The organism is Nocardia sp. NPDC005998, from assembly GCF_040614395.1.
Classification (GTDB): domain Bacteria; phylum Actinomycetota; class Actinomycetes; order Mycobacteriales; family Mycobacteriaceae; genus Nocardia.
Map to the genome: position 1 here is coordinate 61,105 of NZ_JBEXUI010000005.1, position 22,607 is coordinate 83,711.

General features: G+C 65.2%; 22 protein-coding genes. 11 read left to right on the forward strand and 11 right to left on the reverse strand.

The annotated features are described in order from the left end of the window. Positions 1-89 precede the first annotated feature (89 nt). Genes ABZ293_RS10310 through ABZ293_RS10325 form a run of 4 tightly spaced genes read right to left on the reverse strand, consistent with a single transcriptional unit; the run spans position 90 to position 3,840 of the window. Positions 90-443 (reverse strand): UBP-type zinc finger domain-containing protein, encoded by a 354-nt coding sequence (locus tag ABZ293_RS10310; RefSeq protein ID WP_355179232.1) that lies wholly within the window; start codon positions 441-443, stop codon positions 90-92. After that, positions 440-1,945 carry an ATP-binding protein gene (locus ABZ293_RS10315; RefSeq protein ID WP_355179234.1) on the reverse strand — a complete coding sequence of 502 codons (1,506 nt, stop codon included), beginning with the start codon at positions 1,943-1,945 and terminating at the stop codon, positions 440-442. Before ABZ293_RS10315 ends, ABZ293_RS10310 begins: the two co-directional genes overlap by 4 nt. A gap of 14 nt (positions 1,946-1,959) precedes the next feature. Further along, positions 1,960-3,627, reverse strand: coding sequence for an FAD-dependent oxidoreductase (locus ABZ293_RS10320; RefSeq protein ID WP_355179236.1), 1,668 nt, complete (start codon positions 3,625-3,627; stop codon positions 1,960-1,962). A 21-nt stretch (positions 3,628-3,648) separates the two neighbouring features. Next, positions 3,649-3,840: a hypothetical protein gene (locus tag ABZ293_RS10325; protein WP_354955537.1), complete on the reverse strand. Its 192-nt coding sequence runs from the start codon at positions 3,838-3,840 to the stop codon at positions 3,649-3,651. 190 nt (positions 3,841-4,030) lie between these two features. Between ABZ293_RS10325 and ABZ293_RS10330 the strand changes: the two genes are divergently transcribed. After that, entirely contained in the window at positions 4,031-4,486 is a 456-nt protein-coding gene (locus ABZ293_RS10330; protein WP_355179238.1) for an SRPBCC family protein, read from the forward strand. Positions 4,487-4,540: 54 nt separating this feature from the next. Then, entirely contained in the window at positions 4,541-5,233 is a 693-nt protein-coding gene (locus ABZ293_RS10335; protein ID WP_355179240.1) for an SIMPL domain-containing protein, read from the forward strand. 18 nt (positions 5,234-5,251) lie between these two features. On the opposite strand, the gene ABZ293_RS10340 is transcribed toward ABZ293_RS10335, so the two are convergent. Beyond that, positions 5,252-6,280, reverse strand: a complete 1,029-nt coding sequence (locus ABZ293_RS10340; RefSeq protein ID WP_355179242.1) for a beta-ketoacyl-ACP synthase III — start codon at positions 6,278-6,280, stop codon at positions 5,252-5,254. A gap of 223 nt (positions 6,281-6,503) precedes the next feature. Here ABZ293_RS10340 and ABZ293_RS10345 point away from each other — a divergent pair, with 223 nt between their 5' ends. From ABZ293_RS10345 to ABZ293_RS10370, 6 genes are all read left to right on the forward strand, one after another. Further along, the gene (locus ABZ293_RS10345) at positions 6,504-6,776 is read left to right on the forward strand and encodes a GlsB/YeaQ/YmgE family stress response membrane protein (protein ID WP_354955546.1); all 273 of its coding nucleotides are present in this window, start codon (positions 6,504-6,506) and stop codon (positions 6,774-6,776) included. 101 nt (positions 6,777-6,877) lie between these two features. After that, entirely contained in the window at positions 6,878-7,600 is a 723-nt protein-coding gene (locus ABZ293_RS10350; RefSeq protein ID WP_354955548.1) for a phosphatidylserine decarboxylase, read from the forward strand. Beyond that, the gene (locus ABZ293_RS10355; RefSeq protein WP_354955550.1) at positions 7,597-8,514 is read left to right on the forward strand and encodes a phosphatidylcholine/phosphatidylserine synthase; all 918 of its coding nucleotides are present in this window, start codon (positions 7,597-7,599) and stop codon (positions 8,512-8,514) included. Before ABZ293_RS10350 ends, ABZ293_RS10355 begins: the two co-directional genes overlap by 4 nt. Before the next feature lie 71 nt (positions 8,515-8,585). Beyond that, complete coding sequence (locus tag ABZ293_RS10360; protein WP_355179244.1) at positions 8,586-9,644, forward strand: RNA polymerase sigma-70 factor; 1,059 nt, start codon at positions 8,586-8,588, stop codon at positions 9,642-9,644. An 82-nt stretch (positions 9,645-9,726) separates the two neighbouring features. Continuing rightward, positions 9,727-10,818 (forward strand): FAD-dependent oxidoreductase, encoded by a 1,092-nt coding sequence (locus tag ABZ293_RS10365; RefSeq protein WP_355179246.1) that lies wholly within the window; start codon positions 9,727-9,729, stop codon positions 10,816-10,818. Positions 10,819-10,938: 120 nt separating this feature from the next. Further along, the gene (locus ABZ293_RS10370; RefSeq protein ID WP_355179248.1) at positions 10,939-11,676 is read left to right on the forward strand and encodes a Clp protease N-terminal domain-containing protein; all 738 of its coding nucleotides are present in this window, start codon (positions 10,939-10,941) and stop codon (positions 11,674-11,676) included. Between the two features lie 181 nt (positions 11,677-11,857). On the opposite strand, the gene ABZ293_RS10375 is transcribed toward ABZ293_RS10370, so the two are convergent. Further along, positions 11,858-13,915: an NAD(+) synthase gene (locus tag ABZ293_RS10375; RefSeq protein ID WP_355179250.1), complete on the reverse strand. Its 2,058-nt coding sequence runs from the start codon at positions 13,913-13,915 to the stop codon at positions 11,858-11,860. 41 nt (positions 13,916-13,956) lie between these two features. Continuing rightward, positions 13,957-14,631, reverse strand: a complete 675-nt coding sequence (locus tag ABZ293_RS10380; RefSeq protein WP_355179252.1) for a suppressor of fused domain protein — start codon at positions 14,629-14,631, stop codon at positions 13,957-13,959. A gap of 198 nt (positions 14,632-14,829) precedes the next feature. Here ABZ293_RS10380 and ABZ293_RS10385 point away from each other — a divergent pair, with 198 nt between their 5' ends. Further along, on the forward strand, positions 14,830-15,129 hold the full coding sequence (locus ABZ293_RS10385) for a DUF222 domain-containing protein (protein WP_355179254.1): 300 nt from the start codon (positions 14,830-14,832) through the stop codon (positions 15,127-15,129). Between the two features lie 209 nt (positions 15,130-15,338). Further along, positions 15,339-16,964, forward strand: coding sequence for a chaperonin GroEL (groL, locus tag ABZ293_RS10390; RefSeq protein ID WP_354955562.1), 1,626 nt, complete (start codon positions 15,339-15,341; stop codon positions 16,962-16,964). Positions 16,965-17,088: 124 nt separating this feature from the next. On the opposite strand, the gene ABZ293_RS10395 is transcribed toward groL, so the two are convergent. Both ABZ293_RS10395 and ABZ293_RS10400 read right to left on the reverse strand, forming a co-directional pair. Then, positions 17,089-18,030, reverse strand: a complete 942-nt coding sequence (locus ABZ293_RS10395; RefSeq protein WP_355179256.1) for an inositol monophosphatase family protein — start codon at positions 18,028-18,030, stop codon at positions 17,089-17,091. A 23-nt stretch (positions 18,031-18,053) separates the two neighbouring features. Further along, a complete protein-coding gene (locus tag ABZ293_RS10400) occupies positions 18,054-19,058 on the reverse strand; it encodes a hypothetical protein (protein ID WP_355179258.1) in 1,005 nt (334 codons plus the stop codon). Positions 19,059-19,526: 468 nt separating this feature from the next. Here ABZ293_RS10400 and ABZ293_RS10405 point away from each other — a divergent pair, with 468 nt between their 5' ends. Then, positions 19,527-19,838, forward strand: coding sequence for a hypothetical protein (locus tag ABZ293_RS10405; protein WP_355179260.1), 312 nt, complete (start codon positions 19,527-19,529; stop codon positions 19,836-19,838). 434 nt (positions 19,839-20,272) lie between these two features. On the opposite strand, the gene ABZ293_RS10410 is transcribed toward ABZ293_RS10405, so the two are convergent. Together ABZ293_RS10410 and ABZ293_RS10415 are read right to left on the reverse strand one after the other, a co-directional pair. Continuing rightward, a complete protein-coding gene (locus tag ABZ293_RS10410; protein ID WP_355179262.1) occupies positions 20,273-21,322 on the reverse strand; it encodes a DUF6585 family protein in 1,050 nt (349 codons plus the stop codon). Between the two features lie 190 nt (positions 21,323-21,512). Beyond that, positions 21,513-22,526, reverse strand: coding sequence for an SMP-30/gluconolactonase/LRE family protein (locus ABZ293_RS10415; protein WP_355179264.1), 1,014 nt, complete (start codon positions 22,524-22,526; stop codon positions 21,513-21,515). Positions 22,527-22,607: the final 81 nt, after the last annotated feature.

Below are 22,607 nucleotides of genomic sequence, written 5' to 3' on the forward strand. Positions count from 1 at the left end.
CCGGTGCAGGGTACCGGGTTGGATCGGTTCGGTGTCATGGAGCCCACAGTGCGGTGTGCCCCCTGCGGTCCGCTAAACGATCCCTGATGTCAGTGGATATGCTCCTGCCAGTCGTCGGGTACCCGGCCGCGCGGGCCCGGTACCGGCTGGTTCACCGGATGATGCGTCGGCGGCGCGAGCTCCGGTCCGCCGCTGTACATCTCGTCGGAGCGGAAGTCGAAGAACCAATCCTCGCCCGGCTCATAGCTCTGGATGAACGGGTGCCCGGTGTCCTTGGCGTGCTTGGAGGCGTGCTGCTCCGGTGAAGTGTCACAGCAGCCGATGTGCCCGCACTGCGCGCACCGGCGCAGGTGCACCCACCAGCCATTGGCCGCTTCACATTCCATACAGCCGGGACCGCTGGGCGCGATCGTCGGGTCGATGCCATCCAGTTCCTGCGTCATCGCTGACCTCCTGTATCGGCTACGGACTGCGCCTCGATGTCGTCGGTTTCCTCCGGGCGGTGCAGCGGGAGCCACACGGTGAATCTGGTGTTGCCCGGCTCGGAGTCGAGCTGAATATCGCCGTGGTGTTTGTTCACCACGATCCGGAACGAAATATCCAGGCCGAGACCGGTGCCCTCGCCCACCGGCTTGGTGGTAAAGAACGGTTCGAAGATACGGCTGCGCGCCTCCGGGGGCACGCCGGGCCCGGTATCGCCGATTTCTATGACGGCGCAATCGTTTTCGTGCCGGGTGCGGATGGTCAGCTTTCCGTTACCGTTCATCGCGTACACCGCGTTATCGATCAGGTTGGTCCACACCTGATTCAATTCCGCCGCGTAGCAGGGCACTTCCGGCAGCGTGCGGTCGTACTCCTTGACCACCTTGACACCGTCGCCGATCTTGCGGCTGAGCATCACCAGTGTGCTGTCGAGTAGGTCATGGATGTCGACCACCTGGAACGGCGCCCGGTCCATCTGCGAATACTGTTTGGCCGCACCGATCAAGGTGGAGATGCGGGTGGTCGAGTCGGCGATCTCGTTCATCAGCAGTTCGGTCTCGATGGTGTAGTTCAGCCAACGGATCGCACCCTGGAACACCTGGTTCGGGGAGCCCTCCAAGGTGGCCGAAACCCGTTCCAGCCAGTCCACATCGAAGCCTGCCTGCACGAAATTCGGCGCCAGATTCCAGCCGTCGTCGATCCCGTGGTCCTCGAGCCATTCGCTGAGGATGTCCTCGCGCTCGGCGGCCTCCAGGGTCGTCAGCTCCGGTGCCTTCGCGACCTGGGCCGCGGCCTCCTCCTGCAGGCGCACCAGCGCCTCCAGGGATGTGGTGTCGAATTTGCCCTGGGCCATCATCGCCAACTTGTGCCGCATGCCAGCGATCCGATCGCGCAGTCCGGAGGTGGCGCGCACCGCGGCGGCCGCGGGATTGTTCAGCTCATGGGTCAGGCCCGCCGACAGCGAGCCCAGGGCGAGCAGCCGCTCGCGCTGGTTGATCCGCTCGAGATTGTTGCGGTTACCGAAGAACGCGCCCTCGAGCAGATGCACCGCCATCGGGAACCACTCGTGCATCATCCGCGAGAAGGAGCCAGCGTCGAGTACGAAGAACCGCGACCGACGGGTCACATACATCGAGGCGGTGTAGTTCTGGTCGGCCTTGTCGCCGAGGTAGGCGGTCCACGCACCCGCGTACGCACCGCGATAGTCGGTGCGCGACATCTCGATCTCCGCACCGCCGGAGAGCTTGGTCAGCTGTACCTCGCCGTCGATCATGACGTAGAAGCAGGTGGCCGGATCGCCCTCGCGGAAGACCAGGCCCGGCTCGACGATCTCGATGCGTCCGTCGGTACACAGCAGGTCCAGCTGTGCATCGGTGAGCTTCTCGAACAGAAAGAGACTGCGCAGTTCGTCGGGATCGCAAACCAAATGGGTGCTGCGATCCGCCGTCTCCCTCGAATTCATGGTCCAGCCTCCTATCACGCCAGGTACCGGTGCACGAGCATGACCGCCATCGCACCCTCACCGACCGCCGATGCCACTCGCTTTGCCGAGTCGGCATGTACGTCACCCGCCACGAAAACCCCTGGCACGTTGGTCTCCAGATGGTGGGGCGGTCTGGGTAGCTCCCAGCCCGTCGGTCTGGCTCCGTCGATGAGCAGATCGGGACCGGCGAGCACATAGCCCGCCTCGTCCCGCTTGATCACCCCGTCGAGCCAGTCGGTCTGCGGTGCGGCGCCGATGAACAGGAACAACCGTTCGGCCTCGGCTTTTTCTTCCGCACCGGTCGCGTTATTGCGCAGCACGATCCACTGCAGGTGATCCTCGCCGTCGGCGGCGGTCACCTCGGTATTGGTGTGCACGTGAATATTCGGTATCGCGGCGATCTGCTGGATCAGATAGTGCGACATGGACTTGTCCAGCGAATCCGCGCGGACCACCAGATGCACCGCGCGCGCATTGCGAGACAGGAACACCGCCGCCTGCCCCGCCGAATTTGCCCCGCCGACGATGTAGACATCGTGGTCGGCGCATTCGGAGGCCTCCGTCATGGCCGATCCGTAGTAGACCCCGCGCCCGGTGAAGTCGTCCACGCCCGGCGCGGGATGGCGCCGGTAGTCCACACCCGTGGCGATGATGACCGTATGCGCGCAGAGCCGCCCGCCGTCGGCGAAGCGCACGGTGCGCGCGGATCCGTTCACCTCGAGCCCGACCACCTCGCGCGTGGTGATCACCTCGGCGCCGAATTTGGCGGCCTGGCGCCGCGCCCGGTCGGCCAGCTGCGCACCGGACAGACCGTCCGGGAAGCCGAGGTAGTTCTCGATGCGCGAACTCTGTCCGGCCTGTCCGCCGGTCGCGGTGCGCTCCACCAGCACGGTGCGCAGTCCCTCGGACGCGCCGTACACCGCGGCGCCGAGTCCGGCCGGTCCGCCGCCGACCACGATCAGGTCATAGAAGTCGCCGGTCGGATTGGTATTGAGACCGACACTTTCGGCGAGTTCGCCGTCGCTCGGCTGCACCAGCGCCTGCCCGGCCGGAGTGATCACCACCGGACAGATATTGGGGTCGGCGCCCGCCGCCTCCAGCAGCCGCGCGCCCTCCGGCTCCTCGGCCAGATACCAGCGGTAGGGCAGCTGATTGCGCGCCAGGAACTCGCGCACCTCCGATGACCGCGGTGACCATCGATTGCCGACCACCTTGGTCTCGGTGACGGGTTTGTGGTCATTGCTGCGCCAGGCCTCCAGCAGGCCGTCCAGCACCGGATACAGCTTCTCCTCCGGCGGATCCCACGGCTTGAGCAGGTAGTGGTCCAGGTCGACGACATTGATCGCATCGATCGCGGCGCTGGTATCGGCATAGGCGGTCAGCAGCACCCGACGTGCGAACGGGTGCAGATCCATGGCCTGCTCGAGGAATTCGATGCCGTCCATGCCCGGCATCCGGAAATCGGCGATGAGTACCGCGACCGGCTGGCCGCGCAGTTTCATCTCACGCAGGGCGTCGAGCGCTTCCGCGCCCGATTCCGCGCGCAGAATCCGGTAATCGGCCCCATAACGGCGGCGCAGGTCGCGCACGACCGCGCGGGAGACCCCCGGATCGTCGTCGACACTGAGGATGGCCGGCTTCGTAGCAGCGGGTGAAGTCACCTATTGAGTATGGAACGTTCGTCAAACTCGATGTTCGCGCACCAAGTCGAGTTCGGTGGGGGTGAGCAGGCGCTCCAGTCGTTCTTCCTGCACGATCTTGCGCCTGCCGCGCGGCGCGGCGATGCCCTTGGCGGTTGTGCGTTCGGGTTCGTTAGCGGGAAGCAGCGGGACCTGGTCCGCATGTCGACGATGTAAGAGCGAGCGCAGTTTCACGGCCGATCACCTCACGCTGGACGGAAAAGCCTGTGGCAGTGTCTGTTGCTTCGTCTATCAGATATTGTGCGCGCGCTATTACAAGGGTCGGTAAACATATCGCGAAAAAGTGACCCATTTGTCTTCCAACAGCCGCCATCTACGATGTTGCCTAATCGTCAAGTCGTGCTAGAGGTTCCCGGAGGCAGCGTTGCCGAAAAATATCGAAGCCGCCATCGACATCGCGGCTCCGCCGGAACGGGTGTGGGCAGTTGTGTCCGATCTGAAGCGGATGCCGGAGTTCAGCCCACAGTGTGTGCGGATGGTCGCGCTCGGCACGCCGAAGGCGGGCACTTGGACGATCAACCTCAACACCGACGGCAAGAAGTACTGGCCGACCACCGCGCGCATCGTGCGCTATGAGCCCAACCAGGCCTTCGCATTTCGCATCAACGAGAACTACAGCATCTGGAGCTACACGCTGGAGCCGACCGCCACCGGCACCCGACTGATCGAACGCCGCGATGTGCCCAATGGCACCAGCTGGTTCTCCCGCCGGGCCATCGATGCCGCGCTCGGCGGCGAGGCGCCGTTCGAGGAACTGCTCGAGCGCGGAATGCGGGAAACGCTCGACAAGATCAAGACCGTGGTCGAGGCGTCGGTCTAGTCAGCGGAGTGTGTTTTCCCGCGCTCGGCCGCGCCGAATGCGTAGGTTGCGACTATGCGACCCAATACGCGTTATCCGGTAGTCATTGTCGCCGTAGTCGGTTCGGCCCTGCTGCTCACCGGATGCGGTAAATCCGATTCGGCGCCCGAGCGTGAGGTCACGGTGGTCGGCACCGGTCAGGTCCGTGGTGCCCCGGACACCCTGAACGCCGATCTCGGTGTCGAGGTGAACGCCGACAATGTCTCCGCGGCCATCTCCCGCGCCAATGAAAAGTCCAAGGCGATGACCGATGCCATGGTCGCCGCCGGACTCGCCCGCGAGGATGTGCAGACCAAGGACGTCTCCATCCAGCCGCAGTACGGTCCGGACGGGCACGTCATCTCCGGCTACCGCGCCACCAACTCGGTGCATATCGTGATCCGCGATCTGTCCAAGGGTTCGGCGATCCTGGACGCCGGAACCAAGGCGGGCGGCAATGAAACCCGCATGCGCGGGGTATCTTTCGCGATCGAGGACGATTCGAAGCTGGTCGCCGACGCGCGCTCGCGCGCCTTCGCCGACGCCAAGTCCAGGGCCGATCAGTATGCGGTGCTGGCCGGGATGAAGCTGACCGATGTCATCACCATCAACGAGGCCAGCAGCCGCGAAGACACCAACCCGAAGGCCGGTGCCGCCGAGTCGTTTCAATTGGAACCCGGCACCCAGACGGTGACCTTCACCGTGAAGGTCACCTGGGGCCTGGGCTGAGTTCCTACCGCGAGGTTGCTACTGCCAGTTCGGCAGCGTGACAACCTGTGCGGCATAGGACAGGCCCGCGCCGAAGGCGATCAGCAGCGCGGTATCGCCGGGCTTGGACTCGCCATTGCGCAGCAGCGCCTCCATGGCCAGCGGAATCGAGGCGGCCGAGGTATTTCCGGTCTCCTCGATATCGTTGGCCAGCGCGCAGTGCTCGGGCAGTTTCAGCACCCGAGCCATGATCTCGATGATCCGGCCATTGGCCTGGTGCGGGATCATCGCGTCCAGGTCATCGGTGGACAGGCCCGCGCGATCGATGGCGTCGCGGCACACCTTCTCCAGTGAATGTGCGGCCCAGCGGAATACCGCCGTTCCTTCCATCGCGAGATAGGGACGCACCGCGTCCAGGCCCTTCTCGTCGATTTCCCGGAAGTACTCCATCCAGTCCTTGTCCTGGCGGATCGCGTGGTGCTGGGTGCCGTCCGAACCCCATACCGTCGGGCCGATGCCCTGCTCCTCCGATGGGCCGACGACTACCGCCCCCGCGCCGTCGGCGAACAGGAATGCGGTGGAGCGATCGGTCGGATTCACGGTGTCGGTCAACTTCTCGACCCCGATCACCAGCACATGCTGGGCGGTCCCGCAGCGCACCAGATCCGAGGCCATCGCGAGTGCGTGGCAGAAGCCGGCGCAGCCCGCCGAGACGTCGAAGGCCGCTGCCCCGTTCATCCCGAGCTCGGTCGCGATCCGCGGTCCGGCGGCCGGGGTGAGCAGCAGGTGGGTGGAGGTGGCCACAATGACGCAATCGACCTGGTCGACCTCGACGCCTGCGGATTCGAGCGCACCGCGCGCGGCGGCGACACTCATGGACTGGATGGTCTCCTCTTCTGAGGCGAACCGCCGGGTCTTGATGCCGGACCTGGTGCGGATCCACTCGTCACTCGAGTTGATCGGCCCGGCCACTTCGTCGTTCGTGACGATTCGGGCGGGGCGGTATACGCCGAGCCCGAGGATCGCCGTGTGCTCTGACCCCGTTGTCTGGGCGATTCGAGCGGCCATTGTGCGTCTCCTATGTACCTGCGGCGGCGCCGCCGGGTTGTACCCCGAAGCATCGAAATGAGTCCCTCATCGGCCCACTGCCTACGTCCGCATAGACATGAGGCCCCCTCATATTAGCCCGAGGTGCGCGGAATGGGCGTGCGTATTCTCACATTCGGCGGGTATACCCTCGAAGCACGCCCTGTGCTGCGGCGCTGCGCCCAACTAGTGATTCGAGGACACCATGCTCGGACTCGGGATTATCGGGTGGATCATAATCGGCGGTCTCGCTGGCTGGATCGCCAGCAAGATCATGAAGACGGATGCGCAACAGGGCATCCTCCTCAATGTCGTGGTCGGTGTCGTCGGAGGCCTGCTCGGTGGATTTCTATTGAAGCTGCTAGGTGTCGATGTCGAAGGCGGCGGACTCTGGTTCAGCTTCTTCACCTGCCTCGGTGGCGCGGTGATTCTGCTGTTCCTGGTCAAGCTGTTCACCGGCCGTAAAGCCCTGCGCTGAGCGCGGGTGCCGCGGGCTCCGTTCCCGTAAGGTGTGAACGCTTGCGCCGGACCTATCGTTGAGGGCGCAATACGTCTGCATCGAGTACGAAAGAGGAGCCTGTGGCACGCCGTCCCACCCCGCCCGGCACGCCCGAAACGACCGGAGTCGGCCATGTCGTCGATCTGGTCCGGGCCGCGATCCCCCCGCTACACCCCGCCGGGCTGCCGTTTGTCGCGGCGCCGCTCGCGGTGGCGGTGCTCGGCGGTAAGCGCAAGTGGGTGCGGCGCACGGGTCTGCTGGCCGCCGCGGCCTGTGCGACCTTCTTCCGGCATCCGAACCGGGTGCCGCCGAACCGGGCCGGCGTGGTCGTCGCTCCGGCCGACGGTGAGATCGCCCTCGTCGATACCGCGGCACCGCCCGCGGAACTCGGCCTCGGCGATGCGCCGCTGCCGCGGGTGAGCATCTTCCTTTCGGTACTGGATGTGCATGTGCAGCGCACGCCGATCTCCGGCATCGTGCGCACGGTACTGCACCAGTCCGGTCACTTCCGTTCCGCCGATCTGCCCGAGGCCAGTGCGGTGAACGAGCGCAACAGCATGGTCATCGACACCGCGGGCGGCGCGCAGATCGTGGTCGTCCAGATCGCGGGTCTGCTGGCGCGGCGCATCGTGTGCGACGCCCAGGTCGGTGACAAACTGACCATTGGCGATACCTACGGCCTGATCCGTTTCGGCTCCCGTGTCGACACCTACTTCCCGGCGGGCACCGAACTGCTCGTCGAACCCGGACAGCGCACGATCGGGGGCGAGACCGTGCTGGCCGTACTTGCCACCGACTCATGATGGAGCAGGCCCTGCCAACAACACCGCAGCGAAGGCGCCGGACCATCCGGCTGTTGCCGAGCATTGTGACAATCCTGGCGCTGTGCGCCGGACTGTCCGCGGTGAAGTTCGCCCTGGACGACAAACTCGATATCGCCCTGGCGATGGTCGGCGCGGCCGCGGTGCTGGACACGCTCGACGGTCGGCTGGCCCGGATGCTGGCCGCCACCACCAAGATGGGCGCGGAGCTCGATTCGCTCTCCGACGCCATCTCCTTCGGTGTCGCGCCCGGTCTGGTGCTCTATATCGCATTGCTCGACAGCAACAGCGCGGGCTGGATTATCGCGCTGGTGTTCACGGTGAGCATTGTGTTGCGGCTGGCCAGGTTCAATACGCTGCTCGACGATGACACTCGACCGGAGTGGTCGCGGGAGTATTTCGTCGGCGTGCCCGCTCCGGCGGCGGCGCTGATCGCGCTGGTGCCGATCGGACTGTATGTGCAGTTCGGCGACGGTTGGTGGGTCGGCTTCTATGAGGTCGCGGCCTGGACGATCTTCGCGGCGGCGTTGGCGGTCAGCACGATTCCGACGCTGGCGATGAAGTCGGTATCGGTGGCACCACAGGCCGCGGCCGGACTGCTGGTGCTGACCGCGCTCGCGGCGGCGGCGCTGGTCACCTATCCGATCGTCTTGCTGTTGGTGCTGGTCGCGGTGTATCTCGGGCATATCCCGTTCGCCTGGCATTCGCAACGCTGGGTCGCCGCACGCCCGGAGACCTGGCAGCACAAGCCGTCCGAGCGCCGGGCCCAGCGCCGGGCGCAGCGGCGGCGGCCCGCGATTCCGCGTCCGGCGATCCGCGGGGCGGCGATCCGCGGGGCGAGTCGGCTGCGGCTACGCAGCCCCGGTAAGGAGCGCCAGGACGATCTGGCCGACTGAGCTCGTCTGACATTTCTTTAGGAATCAGCAAGACCGGGCGGGAATGCTACGGCTATGAGCGAGGCGCAGTCATGAGCACTCTTGCGGCGCTTGGGGGTTTCGGGTCCTGGGGGTTCGATCTTGGTCGGGCTTTCGGTCGTGGCTGGACCATCGGGTCGCCCGCCCAACTCCGCGGGGCCGCGGCGATCCCGACCGGTACGGTCATCTTCGGTGGCTCAGCACGGAAGAAGGTGGCGGTGGAACCGGATGGATTGCGCGAATTCCAGGCGCATCGCCCGCGCCTGTTCGCGCTCGCCTATCGGATGCTCGGATCCGCGACCGAAGCCGAGGACGCGGTGCAGGAGACCTACCTGCGCTGGGACGGCACCGACCGCGCCACGATTCGCTCGGCCGAGGCCTGGCTGAGCACCGCGATCGTGAATCTGTGCCGGACCTGGCTGGTTTCGGCGCGGGCCCGCCGGGAGACCTATGTCGGGCCGTGGCTGCCGGAGCCGGTGCCAACCGCGCGCGGTGAGCTCGGGCCATTGGAGTCGGTGGAGGAGCGCGAGCTGGTATCGCTGGCGCTGCTGACGGCGCTGGAGCGGTTGAACCCGATCGAACGGGCCGTCTTCGTATTGCGCGAGGCATTCGGCTATGCCCATCGGGAGATCGCGGACATGCTCGCGGTATCCGAGGCCAATTCCCAGCAGATCTTCCGTCGGGCGAGTGTGCGGGTGCGCGAGGGGCGACCGCGCTTCGATGTTCTGCCCGATCAGGCCCGTGAGCTGATCGAGCGCTTCCTGAAGGCGGCGCGCATCGGCGATGTGCAGGGGCTCGAGCGCCTGCTCGCCGCCGATGCCACCTCGACCGCGGACGGCGGTGGGCTGGTCAATGCGGCCCGTCGGCCGGTCGTGGGCGCGGCCGCGGTTGCGCGCTACCTGGCCGGTCTGTTCCGCTGGGCAGTGCCGGGCATGGTGATCACGCTGGAGGAGATCAACGGTGCGCTCGCGGTGGTCGTCCGGTTGGCGGGCGAGCCGGTGTTGGTCGTCGCGGTCGACATCCTCGATGAGGTGGTGACCGCGCTGCGTTTGATCGTCAATCCGGAGAAGCTGTCCTACATCGGTCGCGTCGACGGGGTAGCCGCGCAGTGATGCGGGTCATGTTCGGTAGCTGTCAGGGATCGGAGGGCTGCCCAGTCTGAGGGGTGTCGGCCGATCGAAAGGGAGCCACATCATGACCGGACAGCATCGAATCGTCATCCTCGGCGCCGGATACGCGGGATTGGCGGCGGCCCGCAGGCTGGCGCGCACCGCGCGCGCGGCCCACATCACCGTCGTCGACGCCCGCGCGAGCTTCATCGAACGGGTGCGACTGCACCAATACGCTGTCGGACAGTCGATCCAGGAGTGGGATCTTCGAGAGTTGCTCGAGCCCGAGCGGATCCAGTTCGTACGCGCCCGGGCGAACGGTATCGATACCGTGAACAAGCAGGTGATCCTCGACGACGCGCGGGCCCTCGACTACGACTCGCTCATCTACACGTTGGGCAGCACGAACGACACTGCTGTGCCGGGAGTGGCCGAGCACGCGTATTCGGTTGCGACGCAGGAGGATTCGCAGTGGCTGCGGACCGGCATCCCGACGGGGCGGATCGCGGTGGTCGGCTGCGGTGCGACGGGCATCGAATTGGCCGCCGAACTGGCCGAGTGCCAACTGGATTCGCAGGTCGTGCTGCTCGGCTCGGATGCGCCGGCATCCTGGCTTTCGCTGCGGGCGCAGCAGCATGTGCGACGGGTGCTCGAGCGGCTCGGCGTCGAGATCCGTTCGGAGGCAAAGGTCATCGAGGTGACGCCGGATGGTGTGCGATTGGCCGACGGCTCCGTGCTCACGGCCGCGGCAACGGTGTGGACCGCGGGGTTCGGCGTGCCGGATCTGGCACAGCGAGCGGGGCTCGCGGTGGACGGACATGGCCGGGTGCTGACCGATGAGACATTGCGCTCGGTATCCCATCCCGACGTGTATGCGGCCGGTGACGCCGCGGTGGTCGCCGGTCCCGGCGGCCGGGAGCTGCGGATGGCCTGCGCGACCGCGCTGCCGACCGGTAAGTACGCGGCCGATGCCGCGGTCGCGCGCCTGGCCGGTCGTGAGCCCCGTGAACTGCGGTTCCGGTACTACTTCCAGTGCATCAGCCTGGGCCGTCGTGATGGGGTCGTCCAGTTCCTGCACCGCGATGACGCCCCGACGCGGACCGTGCTGACCGGTCGGACGGCGGCCTGGTTCAAGGAGCAGATCGTCCAAGGCGCGGGGCGCGCGGCGCGTCCCTGACTGTGCTCGACAGTCGTTGAATCGCCTTGTGCCCAGCTGTGTTCCGATGGGCGCCCGACCTTTCGGGCCGATCGTCAACTAGTGGTTGACGATGTCGAATCGTCAACCTATGGTTGACGCATGACAATCAACGTACGACTCGACGATCTGATCGAGGGCATCAAAAAGGCACGTCCGGACAATGTGCTCGACCAACTCTCCGATGCGGTAGTCGCGGCCGGACATCTCGGCGAAGTGGCCGATCATCTGATCGGCCACTTCGTGGATCAGGCCCGCCGCTCCGGCGCATCGTGGACCGATATCGGCGCCAGCATGGGCGTCACCAAACAGGCGGCGCAGAAGCGGTTCGTGCCGAAGGGGCCGGGTGATCCGGCCGAGGCCGCGGCCATGGATCCCAATGCGGGCTTCGCGAAGTTCACTCCGCGGGCGCGGAAGATGGTGGTGGCCTCCCAGGAGGCGGCTCGCGCCTCCAGTAATCTCGAGATCGGCGTCGGACATCTGGTGCTGGCTCTGCTGTCGCAACCGGAAGGCCTCGGCGCCCGGGAGATCGCGGCGCAAGGGGTAGAACTCGACGTCGTCCGGGATGCGGCGACGGCAGCCATCGCCCAACAGCCCGCCGATCCGGCGAAGGTGCCCGCGCTCATTCCGTTCGGAGCCGAGGCCAAGAAGGTGCTGGAGCTGACCTTCCGTGAGGCACTTCGGTTGGGACACAACTACATCGGCACCGAACATGTCCTGCTCGCACTGCTCGAACAGGAGAACGGTTCCGGAATTCTGTCCGATCTCGGCATCGATAAGGCAAAGGCCGAAGCCGATCTGGCCGAATTGCTTTCGGTGATCGTCGCCGAGAAGTCATGAACGGCCGGGCCGTGTTCGCCGCCGGACGTCGTCGAATTGGCTGGGTAGTCATCGGCATTCGGTGCGCGCACGCGGCCAGGGTGCGGCAGCGGCGCGCCGTTCGCTCGCGCGGGGTATCGGTGCGGCGCGGCTCCCGGATGTCGGTTTCGGTGCGATACCGCCCGCCCGTCGCTGCCTGAACTCAGTGCTCGGGCACGTTGCGGGCGAGTTCGTCCAACCAGGCCGCGGCGGAGGCGTCGCTGGGGGCGCGCCAGTCGCCGCGCGGTGAGAGTGAGCCGCCCGAACCGACTTTCGGGGCATTGGGCAGGGTGGACCGCTTGAACTGGCTGGTCTGGACGAAGCGGCGCAGGAATTCGGCCAGCCAGTATTTGATCGTCGGTAGGTCGTAGGTATTGCGCTGGTCGGCCGGGATGAGGTCCGGCCAGCCGCCGCGCTCGCGCTCGGACCAGGCATGGCGGGCCAAGTAGGCGACGCGGCTCGGGCGGTAGCCGAAGCGCAGCAGGTAGTAGAGGTGGAAGTCCTGCAGTTCGTAGGGCCCGACGGTGGCCTCGGAGCTCTGGCCCGGCGCGGTGGCGTCGTCGCTGGGCACCAATTCCGGCGAGATCTCGGTCTGCAGAATCGATGACAGCACCTTGCCCGCCTCATCGCCGAACTGGTCGGTGTCTACGGCCCACGCGATCAGGTATTTGATCAGCGTCTTCGGCACCGAGGCGTTCACGCTGTAGTGCGCCATCTGGTCGCCGACGCCGAAAGTGCACCAGCCCAAGGCGAGTTCACTGAGGTCGCCGGTGCCGACAACGAGTCCGTGGTGCTGGTTGGCAAGTCGGAACAGGTGTGCGGTGCGCTCGCCCGCCTGCACATTCTCATAGGTGATGTCGTACTGCGGAACACCCTCGGCGGCCGGGTGATTCAGGTCGCGCAACATCTGGGTGGCGGACGGGCGGATATCGATTTCCTGGGCGGTGACCCCGAGCGCGGCCATCAGCGCGTGTGCGTCGGTCCGAGTCCGGGTGCTGGTCGCGAAGCCGGGCATGGTGTAGGCGAGCACATTCGTCCGCGGCAGTCCGAGCCGGTCCATGGTCTTGGCCGCGACGATCAGTGCCTGGGTGGAGTCGAGTCCGCCGGAGACGCCGATGACAACGCGCTGGCTGCCGGTGGCGCGCAGCCGGGTGCTCAGCCCCTCGACTTGGATGTGGTGCACTTCGGCGCAGCGCTCATTGCGCGCCTTCGGATCGCTGGGAACGTAAGGGAAGCGCGGGATTTCGCGCCGCAGCGGCAGCGTGCCGGTCGGGACCGGCAGCTCCACCGCGATGCGCCGCAGCCGGATCAGCCGGTCGCGGTGATCGTGCACATTGTCGGCGAAGCTGGTGGTACGGATGCGGTCCGCGGCCAGGCGCTGTAGATCGAGATCCGCGGTGACCAGCTGGGGATGGTCGCCGAAGCGCTCGCCTTCGGCGAGCAATTCGCCGTTCTCGCACACCAGCGCCTGCCCATCCCAGGCCATATCGGTGGTCGATTCACCATGTCCGGCAGCCGAATACAGATAGGCGGCCAGATAGCGCGCGGAGTGCGATGTGCACAGCGCGCGCCGGTAGTCGGCCTTGCCGATGACGATATTGCTGGCCGACAGATTGACCAGCACCGTCGCACCGGCCAGCGCCGCATATCCACTGGGCGGCAGTGGAACCCAGCCGTCCTCACAGATCTCCAGATGGAATACGAAGCCGTCGACGTTGGTCGCGGTGAGCAGCAGGTCGGCGCCGAACGGCACCCGCTGCCCCGCGATCGTGATGTGGTCGTCCAGGGTCTCCCGGGCCGCTGCGAACTGACGCTTCTCGTAGAACTCGCGATAGTTCGGCAGATAGCTCTTCGGTGCCGCGCCGAGCACGGTGCCGCGGCAGATCGCGATCGCGCAGTTGAACAGCCGCCCCTGCGCCCGCACCGGAGCGCCGACCACCAGCACCGTATCGATCTCCGTGCTCGCGGCCACGACGCGTTCGAGCGCCGCGTCCACCGCATCGTCCAGCGCGTCCTGGTGGAACAGATCGTCGGCGGTGTAGCTGGACAGGCCGAGTTCGGGGAACACGGTCAGAACCACACCGTCGGCGGCCGCCCGCCGCGCCAGCTCCAGCGTCTGCTCGGCGTTGTACGCGGGATCGGCGACCCGGACCCGCGGCACCGCGACCGCAACCCGCGCGAACCCGTGCCGGTAGAGCGAGTCGAACGGCAATTCGGGCACGGTCGTCCCCCTTCGGGATCGTTGATCTTCCGCTGCGAAATCTACGCCCGCCCGCGCAGACCCCCGCCCCAGCGCGGCCATATCGCCTTGGCCTTCGGCTCCTCGATCAGCGGTCCGCGGTCGATATCGGTGACGAGCAGCGGTAGCTGCGCCGCCAGTTCGTCGAGCACCGCGAGGGTGTGCCCGCCCTGTGCGGCCCGGTACTCCGGCATGGTCAGCCCGACGATCTGCAGGAACTGGACGCGTCCGTGCGGCGTGTCGATGACGCCCAGTTCCGGATCAACGGTGAAGGCGACGGCGTGGATATCCGAATCCGCGCGCTCGGCGGCGATCGGACCATTGGCCTTGATGGTGTGGCCGGGCGCGAACCCATTCCCGGACTGGAATACGTAGCGGGCCAGATTCTGCAGGAAGTCGGCGGGCCAGACCGGCGGTTGCCGGTCGTGCGGCTGTCGGACCAGCCGGAAGGTGAACTCGAATCCCCAGCCCGATTCGTCCGGATTGTCCCATTCCTTTTCGTGCAGCTCGGTCATGCCATAGCTGACGTAATGCCAGTGCGGAACCGGTTCGGTGCGCGGATAGGCGCTGATGCCGTCCAGCGGATCGGGACCGCCCAGTGACCAGGGCAGCTGCGTCCCCCAATGACTGGGTTCGATGTCGTGGTACAGCTGTGCCAACGCGGCGTCGATAGCGCTCCAGCCGGGACTTTCACTCACTCGGCTACTTTAGGTCGGCAAGAGCCGCCCGGCGCGCCACCCGATTCCGGGCGTCCGCGGACCCGCGCCGGTGCGGGTGCATCGGAAATGGTTGGCGGACAGCGGTTTGCTGGTGGCACGGCGGCGGTGCCGGTGCCGATCCGATACTGCTCGGCCTGTCGAAAAAGGCCTGATCCGGCGCACCGGTAAGCTATAGCAATGGCGGACGTCGCGGATTCCGACCTAGTTGCGGGGGAACGACGCGCTGATCTCGAGCGCGCGCTGACCTATGTGTCCACCGAATCGCAGCCCGATGGCAGCTACATCATCAACGGCGACCTGCCGCCGGATGTCGCGCCGCCGTTCATTCGGGCGATCATGCGGGTGGAGGCTGAGCTGCTGCTCAACGATGCGGAACTCGTAACGGTCGATGATGGAGAACCACGCACGCCCGAGCAGCGGCGGGCGGACGCGTTCGTCGCGTTGATACTCCGGGTGGACGACCGCCGCTCCGCCTGAGGGGCGGACCTTGCACTCGATACCCCTGAGTGCTAAAAAGGGCTTTGGCACTCTCGACGTGTGAGTGCCAGGTCGGGACGGTGAGACCGGGTTCCATCGACACCCTCGGTCGTCCGTCGCGGGCACCGAACCTGGCCAGCGTAAATGGGGCGATCCAACCTGCGGTCGTCCTGTGTGTCAGCCATATACATGTGGAGGATCTCAACGCAATGGCCAAGACAATTGCGTACGACGAAGAGGCCCGTCGCGGCCTCGAGCGGGGCTTGAACGCCCTCGCCGACGCGGTCAAGGTGACGCTGGGCCCGAAGGGTCGCAACGTTGTCCTGGAGAAGAAGTGGGGCGCCCCCACGATCACCAACGATGGTGTTTCCATCGCCAAGGAGATCGACCTGGAGGACCCGTACGAGAAGATCGGCGCCGAGCTGGTCAAGGAAGTCGCCAAGAAGACCGACGACGTCGCTGGTGACGGCACCACCACCGCCACCGTGCTGGCCCAGGCGCTCGTACGTGAGGGCCTGCGCAATGTCGCCGCTGGCGCCAACCCCCTCGGCCTGAAGCGCGGTATCGAGAAGGCCGTCGAGGCCGTCACCACCAAGCTGCTCGACACCGCCAAGGAGGTCGAGACCAAGGAGCAGATCGCTGCCACCGCCGGTATCTCGGCTGGCGACTCGTCCATCGGTGAGCTGATCGCCGAGGCCATGGACAAGGTCGGCAAGGAAGGCGTCATCACCGTCGAGGAGAGCAACACCTTCGGGCTCCAGCTGGAGCTCACCGAGGGTATGCGCTTCGACAAGGGCTACATCTCCGGCTACTTCGTGACCGACCCGGAGCGTCAGGAAGCGGTCCTCGAGGATCCGTACATCCTGCTCGTCGGTTCCAAGGTTTCCACCGTCAAGGACCTGCTGCCGCTGCTGGAGAAGGTCATCCAGGCCGGTAAGCCGCTGCTGATCATCGCCGAGGACGTCGAGGGCGAGGCCCTGTCGACCCTGGTCGTGAACAAGATCCGCGGCACCTTCAAGTCCGTTGCCGTCAAGGCGCCGGGCTTCGGTGACCGTCGCAAGGCGCAGCTCGCCGATATCGCCATCCTGACCGGTGGCGAGGTCATCAGCGAAGAGGTCGGCCTCTCCCTGGAGACCGCTGGCATCGAGCTGCTCGGCCAGGCCCGCAAGGTCGTCATCACCAAGGACGAGACCACCATCGTCGAGGGCGCGGGCGACGCGGAGGCCATCAAGGGCCGCGTTGCGCAGATCCGCACCGAGATCGAGAACTCGGACTCCGACTACGACCGCGAGAAGCTGCAGGAGCGCCTGGCCAAGCTGGCCGGCGGTGTTGCGGTGATCAAGGCCGGTGCCGCGACCGAGGTCGAGCTCAAGGAGCGCAAGCACCGCATCGAGGATGCCGTGCGCAACGCCAAGGCCGCCGTCGAGGAGGGCATCGTCGCCGGTGGTGGCGTGGCCCTGCTGCAGTCGGCTCCGGCTCTGGACGACCTGAAGCTGACCGGTGACGAGGCGACCGGTGCGAACATCGTGCGTGTCGCGCTGTCGGCTCCGCTGAAGCAGATCGCGTTCAACGCGGGCCTCGAGCCCGGCGTTGTCGCCGAGAAGGTCTCCAACCTTCCGGCGGGCCACGGTCTGAACGCCGACTCGGGCGAGTACCAGGACCTGCTGGCCGCCGGTGTCGCCGACCCGGTCAAGGTCACCCGTTCGGCCCTGCAGAACGCGGCCTCCATCGCGGCCCTGTTCCTGACCACCGAGGCCGTTGTCGCCGACAAGCCGGAGAAGGCCGCCGCTCCCGCGGGCGACCCGACCGGTGGCATGGGCGGCATGGACTTCTGAGTCCCGCTCCCCAGCAACACCTTTAGCCCCGAAGGCCGGTCCACCACCTGGTGGACCGGCCTTCGGCCTTTTTTGCGATGACCGGCGGTCAGTCGAGACACACAGTGACTCACCGGCTTTGCGGCTACCGGCGGTCTTCGGTGCGGAGAGTCGCGCGGATTTCGTTTGCTAGGTCGAGATTTCCGGCGGCAATGAACTTTTGACGCCGGTTCATTGCGCTCTTGATGTCAGATAACGAACCCAGATCATAGTTCAGCGGGATTGGTGCTCCATGCAGATCTACCACGCTGCCTCCTGCGGCGTGCAGAATATAGTGGCCAGGGGACAGGTCCCAGATTGCGAATCCCTTGGCAAATTCCACCATGGCGTCAGAGAATCCGGCGGCAACGTGACACAGTCCAATCGAGCCGAAATCGACACCAATGCGACCTCTCGCTTTTCCATCGCGAGATGGTTCGCTGAGTGCCTCTATAAGTCGATGTTCTCTAGCGAGCGGTTGGAATCGCTGTTCGGGACGCATCATATAATTTGTGACCAATGCCTCGGAAAGGCTCGTGCCCGAGGGGCGGTCAAGAATGTGTTCGCGGCCGTCGGCGGTTATCATGAGCGCTCGATCATCGCCTTTGTCCTGTCGGGCCGCCAAATATATCTGGATATGATGGAAAATATCTCCCACCACCGCAATAATCGGGCGAGCCAGGGTGCGCGAGTAAACCATGATATGCGTATAACCGCACAGTCCACGTACTGCCAGTTCGCTGGTATCCAGAGGATCGATCAGCACGCATAGATCTGGATCGGATTCTTTTCCGATGACTTCCGGATCGGCTTCCTCTGATGCGTAAACAAACGAGGAGATATGTTCGACCAGCACCTCTTTGTACCGTTCATGCATCCACAGGTCATAGTCGGACAGGAAGTTGTCTCTATGACGTAGGTTCTCATTTTCTGCGCGGTGGCCGGTAAGTGCAGCATCGATTAGTTGTGGACGGATCTCTTCGATCATCTGGTGCACTGCCGCAGCGATGCGTCGCGCGAGTTCGGGGGCCGTGCTCGAGCTTTTCATCGAGCTATCGCCTCTTGTGGGTGTCATCGCAACTCCAGCGGAGGTTCGATTCCGGGTGGGCTCATCGTGGCTGCGATAAAGATAGCTTCGAAGCCTGCCGCGCGCATGATTTTGGCTCCGGTCAGATCATCGAAGCTGTCTGCTTCCAGGTCACGGCCTTTGGTCATTGCGCCGAATACGGCGAAATACAGCTCGGCTTTCGGATACTGCTCTCGAACCCGGCTGGCGAGATAACCGACCACGTCGGCGTGCTTGACTTCGAAGTCGCAGATAAAGATGGTAGGCGCTGGTCTGGTTTCGGGGAAATGCGACGCATCGTCCAGATTGATCCCGTCCCGGATCTTATTGCACCGGAGGTAGCCGATCTTGCAGCGGGAGAAGCGAGATGAAGCAAGGAAAGTTGCCATTACAAGTCCGGCTTCGTTCACGCCGAAGCATGCGTCGACATCCAAGCGTTTGCCGAGGTTCTTGATCTGCCGTGACAGGCGTTCGATGCCGCACCCGAATGTTTCCCACGTCAAATCCAGCAGCTGGCCTGGTTGCGGATTCGGCAGCGAGCATACGACGATGTCGGAATTGCCGTATTCAATCGTCGGCACCGAAAGAGTGAACTCGCCGCCCACCTGGCTTGTCGTTCTGTCCGAAACCGAATCGACGCCGTCTTTTGATGATTTGGCAGGCGTCTGCTCACGCACGGTTCCCAATTGAGCTCGATTGTTTGCTGTGTACTGCTTGAGCGACAGCTGATCCTCGATCGGCAGGCGCTCGTAAGCCTCGGCTATCAACTCGGTTGGCGACACGCACTCTTCCGATACTCCAAGCGGTCCGCGGCCATAGGCGGCACACAAGATCAGAACGCTGGAGAACGACGGCGGCGATCCTTGGCCACGTCCTCGCGCCCATGTTTCCCAGGCGTTGATAGAGGTGCCGCCCAGACTTGTCTGATTGCCCGTGACTTCGTTGTAGCGCTCAGCTGCAAGATCTTGGGACAAACCAGCTGCATACCGGTATGCCTGCAGGCTCGGCACGTCTGGGTACTGGGCCAAAAGTTCTGTAGCCGCGGTCCTCACCGACCCCAACTCCGCCCACAACTTCCTACCCGCAGCAGCCATCTCGCGACCGCGTGCCTGCGGGCTCAACGGTTGTTTCCCGAGTCTCGCCCTCGGCGCCCCTGATGAGACTCCCATGTGTATCCCCCTTTGTGTTCAGGAACCACTGCGGCAGTTGGAACTTACCCATTCCAATGGGTAATAGGCGGATTTATGACGGAAACCGCAGGTCAGCGCACCCACAAACCTGACGAAGGTTGAACTGTCACACAGGTGTCACGAGCTTGTTCGGGTGCGACGCTGAGACCCAGCACCCACCCGGCGGGCGCGCTCCGAAAACCTCTTCCGATGCGGATGCTTCACCAGCAGTGGGCGGTTCGCGGTGTTCATCGCCTCGCCGGGTGGCGTGCAACCAACAACAGGCATAAACGGCAGGGGTGAGACGCGATGGGGTTCAACTGGTGGCGAGAGGCCGAGCCCGACGACACGTCGGTACAAGCGATCATCGACCGCGTACAGGACGAATGGCGGGCCGCGCACCGGAGCGACCGGGTTGGTGCTCCCCAGCCCGACGCCGGATTGTGGCCCGGCGGGTGGCCGCATGAGGCACCGGACCACGCGCTCAGCATTATCGAAGCGCACTCGACCATGCAGCGGCACAAGGCATGTCGTACCGATCAATGTCCGCGTAAGGCGGCGGCACGGCAGACCCTGATCAACGCGGGCCGGATGAAGCCGGACGCTTCGCGGGAGTACTGATGACTTTCGTCCACGGTAGCCCACTCGGATGCGCGGGGGATGGCACCACCGAAGTCCCTGACCGCCCCAATAATGCTCCGCCCCCATGCTCAGCCGCCCACGTGTCGACCGTGCCGCTGGGAGCTAGTGCCCCGCCCAGACAAATTGCTGCACTACCCACTCCGACTGCTCGCCGAGCGTAGTCATGTGGCGGTCGAATATGCCCTGCGCGGCCACCGTTCGGCTACGTTCGACAGACCCCGGCCCCAGGGCTGAACGCGGCACTAGGCCGGGCTTCTGGTGACGTCGCAACGCGCAGCTGAAGGCCGGTCCACCTACCAGGTGGACCGGCCTTCAGCCTTTTGTATGGAGATTCCGTTCGCCGAGCTCGTGGGCCGAGCGAGTGGGTCTAGCTCGGTAGCTATTGATCCGGTCGGAAGGTGTTGGGGTGTGGGCTAATTCGACGCGATGGTCAGGTTGTCCGCTGTGCGTTCGGTAGGTTGGCCGTTCGGGCCGACCTTCGCAACCGGCGCTTCGGCTTCGGCGTCTTCTGCCGTCGGCGCGATAATGGATGTTCCGGGTTCGGCGTCGACAACCGTCGCCGTGACTGTGGGCGGTTCGATTTCGGTCTCGGCAACCGGCGTTTCGACCGAAGTCGAGTCGGGTTCGAGTTCGGCGAACGGCGCGTCGGTGTTCGGTTCGAGTTCCGCGGCAGCGGCGACGCGCAGCCGTTCGGCGAGTTCGTTGAAGATGTAGAAATTGGGGATCTGGCCGACGGGGGTGAGGGATACCCAGTGGCCGTCCACCTTCATGCGAACCAATCCGCTTCGGGCGTCGATCAATTGGATCTGTTCCCAGGCGAAGGCCTTGCTGCGGAAATAGAGTGCGGTCAGATCGAGGGCGATCTCGCCGAAATAGACGGTCGCGCAGTCGTCGATGGCGGTGACGGCGCGGGGGAGCTGGGCCAGGGTGATGGCCGACTGGATGGCCTTGCCCCAATCGCGACCATCCGCGAACAGGGTGTCGTCGAATGCGGCCTCGGCGCCGTCGGGACCGGTCATGTGGAATGAATATTCGGTGGGCCCGGAATTCTGGAACGGGATGACCTGCTGGCGCACTTCGGCGCTGTCCCATCGGAATCCGGCGATCTGTTCACCGGAGCGGTACACGGTCATGCCGTAGTCGAACAGGTCGAGCCGCGCGGCGCGGTGCCGACGATTGCGGCGTCCGCGGAAGAAGGCCAGCGAGGCGGGGATCAGGGCGAGCAGACCGACCGCGAGTGCACCGGAATATGCGCCGACCGTTGCGCAGATGACACCAACTGCCGCGAATCCGCCCGCGACGATCCCGCAGCCGCGCACAAAAGTGTCACTCGCAGGCGCCGGTAGAAACGTCTGCCGGTGTGGGCCGAGCTTCTGATATTCGGACATCAGGTGGATCAGCTGCGACAGTGGAACCTTTTGTGGCCCGCCGGTTCCGACATCGCCATGGCTCGGAGTGGTCAATTGTCCCTCCATGAGGCGGTTTTTCTCCGCGGCGAAGCGTATGTCACTCGACCGGAGGCCGCCACCCCAGTCCGCTCGCGTACGGTCGATCGAGCTTACGTCATGGCGGTGGCGCAGCCGCGGACCGCACGGGCGTTTCGCCGGGAAACCCGACGGCCGGTCCGTTCGGCGAACCGGCCGTGCGGCCGGATCAGATGCCGTCGACGCTCAGTACGGCGAACGGAGTGACCGGGGTGCCGGGTCCCATCGGCCCGCCCCTGTCGAATTGGGAGGACACGACCAGGGTCCGATCATTGCTGCGGATCAGGGTGGTGGGGATGCGCAGGGATTCATCGGTGACCGTGCGCTCCAGTTCGACGCTCGCCCCATCGTCGCTGATCTTCCAGCGGGTAATCGTATTGCTGACGTTCTGGGCCGCCCACAGCGTATTCCCGTGCAATTCTAGTCCGTCCCCATGTTTCAGGTCGGCGCCGCGCATGGTGACCTTGCGGATCGGATCCGGCGAATTCGGCGCGGTTGCAACGCGATACAGCTCGCCGGAATTCATATCGACGATCAGCAGATAGCGACCGGAATCATCGGAGACTATGCCGTTCAAGGTGAACGCGTCCGGTGCGTGCGCGCTGATGGTGCTGCTCAGGTCGAATTGTGTTGTCAGATCAGCCCGCCCGCCATGTGCCGCCGCGTCGGTGACCTGGTTCGGCGTGATCCGGTAGACCAGCGGGCGCAGGCTGTCGGTGAGGTAGGCGGTGCCGTCCGGCGTGATGGCCAGATCGTTCACCATGCGCGGCCCGGTGCCGGTGACATCGAAGCGGGCGATCAGTGCACGGCTGGTGGTGTCGTAGACCGCGACCCCGGCCGTCGAGTCGATCACCCACAGCCGCCCCGCCGCATCGACTTTCAACCCATTGGCGGTCTTGCGGCCGTCGGCCCCCTCGGGCAGGAAGGTCTCGGCGCGCTTCGCGCCAGGGGCGGCTCGGTAGATGGCGCCGTTCGCGTAGGAGCCGACATAGATATCGCCGGTGCGGGGGTCGGCGGCTATGCCTTCGGGGTAGACGCGATCGCCGGGCAGTTCGTATGCGGTGCTGATGCGCGTGGCCGGTTGGCTGACGGTCGTGGCCTTCGGTGCCTCCGTCGTCGCTGCGCAGGCCGCGACGGCGGTGCAGGCAACGGCGGTGGCGATGGTCGAGATGGTGCGGAACATGCTCATAGCTCCTGAGTGAGGTCGAACATCCGAATGCATTCACATCTTGGAATGAGCACGAAGTTATATTAGAACTCTAAT

Bases quoted from the DNA above. Each gene is read 5' to 3' on its own strand.
- ABZ293_RS10415 (WP_355179264.1), bottom strand. From the start codon at position 22,526: ATGTTCCGCACCATCTCGACCATCGCCACCGCCGTTGCCTGCACCGCC.
- ABZ293_RS10385 (WP_355179254.1), top strand. From the start codon at position 14,830: ATGGCGGACGTCGCGGATTCCGACCTAGTTGCGGGGGAACGACGCGCT.
- groL (WP_354955562.1), top strand. From the start codon at position 15,339: ATGGCCAAGACAATTGCGTACGACGAAGAGGCCCGTCGCGGCCTCGAG.
- ABZ293_RS10355 (WP_354955550.1), top strand. From the start codon at position 7,597: ATGATGGAGCAGGCCCTGCCAACAACACCGCAGCGAAGGCGCCGGACC.
- ABZ293_RS10370 (WP_355179248.1), top strand. From the start codon at position 10,939: ATGACAATCAACGTACGACTCGACGATCTGATCGAGGGCATCAAAAAG.
- ABZ293_RS10345 (WP_354955546.1), top strand. From the start codon at position 6,504: ATGCTCGGACTCGGGATTATCGGGTGGATCATAATCGGCGGTCTCGCT.
- ABZ293_RS10360 (WP_355179244.1), top strand. From the start codon at position 8,586: ATGAGCACTCTTGCGGCGCTTGGGGGTTTCGGGTCCTGGGGGTTCGAT.
- ABZ293_RS10310 (WP_355179232.1), bottom strand. From the start codon at position 443: ATGACGCAGGAACTGGATGGCATCGACCCGACGATCGCGCCCAGCGGT.
- ABZ293_RS10395 (WP_355179256.1), bottom strand. From the start codon at position 18,030: ATGAAAAGCTCGAGCACGGCCCCCGAACTCGCGCGACGCATCGCTGCG.
- ABZ293_RS10365 (WP_355179246.1), top strand. From the start codon at position 9,727: ATGACCGGACAGCATCGAATCGTCATCCTCGGCGCCGGATACGCGGGA.
- ABZ293_RS10405 (WP_355179260.1), top strand. From the start codon at position 19,527: ATGGGGTTCAACTGGTGGCGAGAGGCCGAGCCCGACGACACGTCGGTA.
- ABZ293_RS10335 (WP_355179240.1), top strand. From the start codon at position 4,541: ATGCGACCCAATACGCGTTATCCGGTAGTCATTGTCGCCGTAGTCGGT.
- ABZ293_RS10340 (WP_355179242.1), bottom strand. From the start codon at position 6,280: ATGGCCGCTCGAATCGCCCAGACAACGGGGTCAGAGCACACGGCGATC.
- ABZ293_RS10315 (WP_355179234.1), bottom strand. From the start codon at position 1,945: ATGAATTCGAGGGAGACGGCGGATCGCAGCACCCATTTGGTTTGCGAT.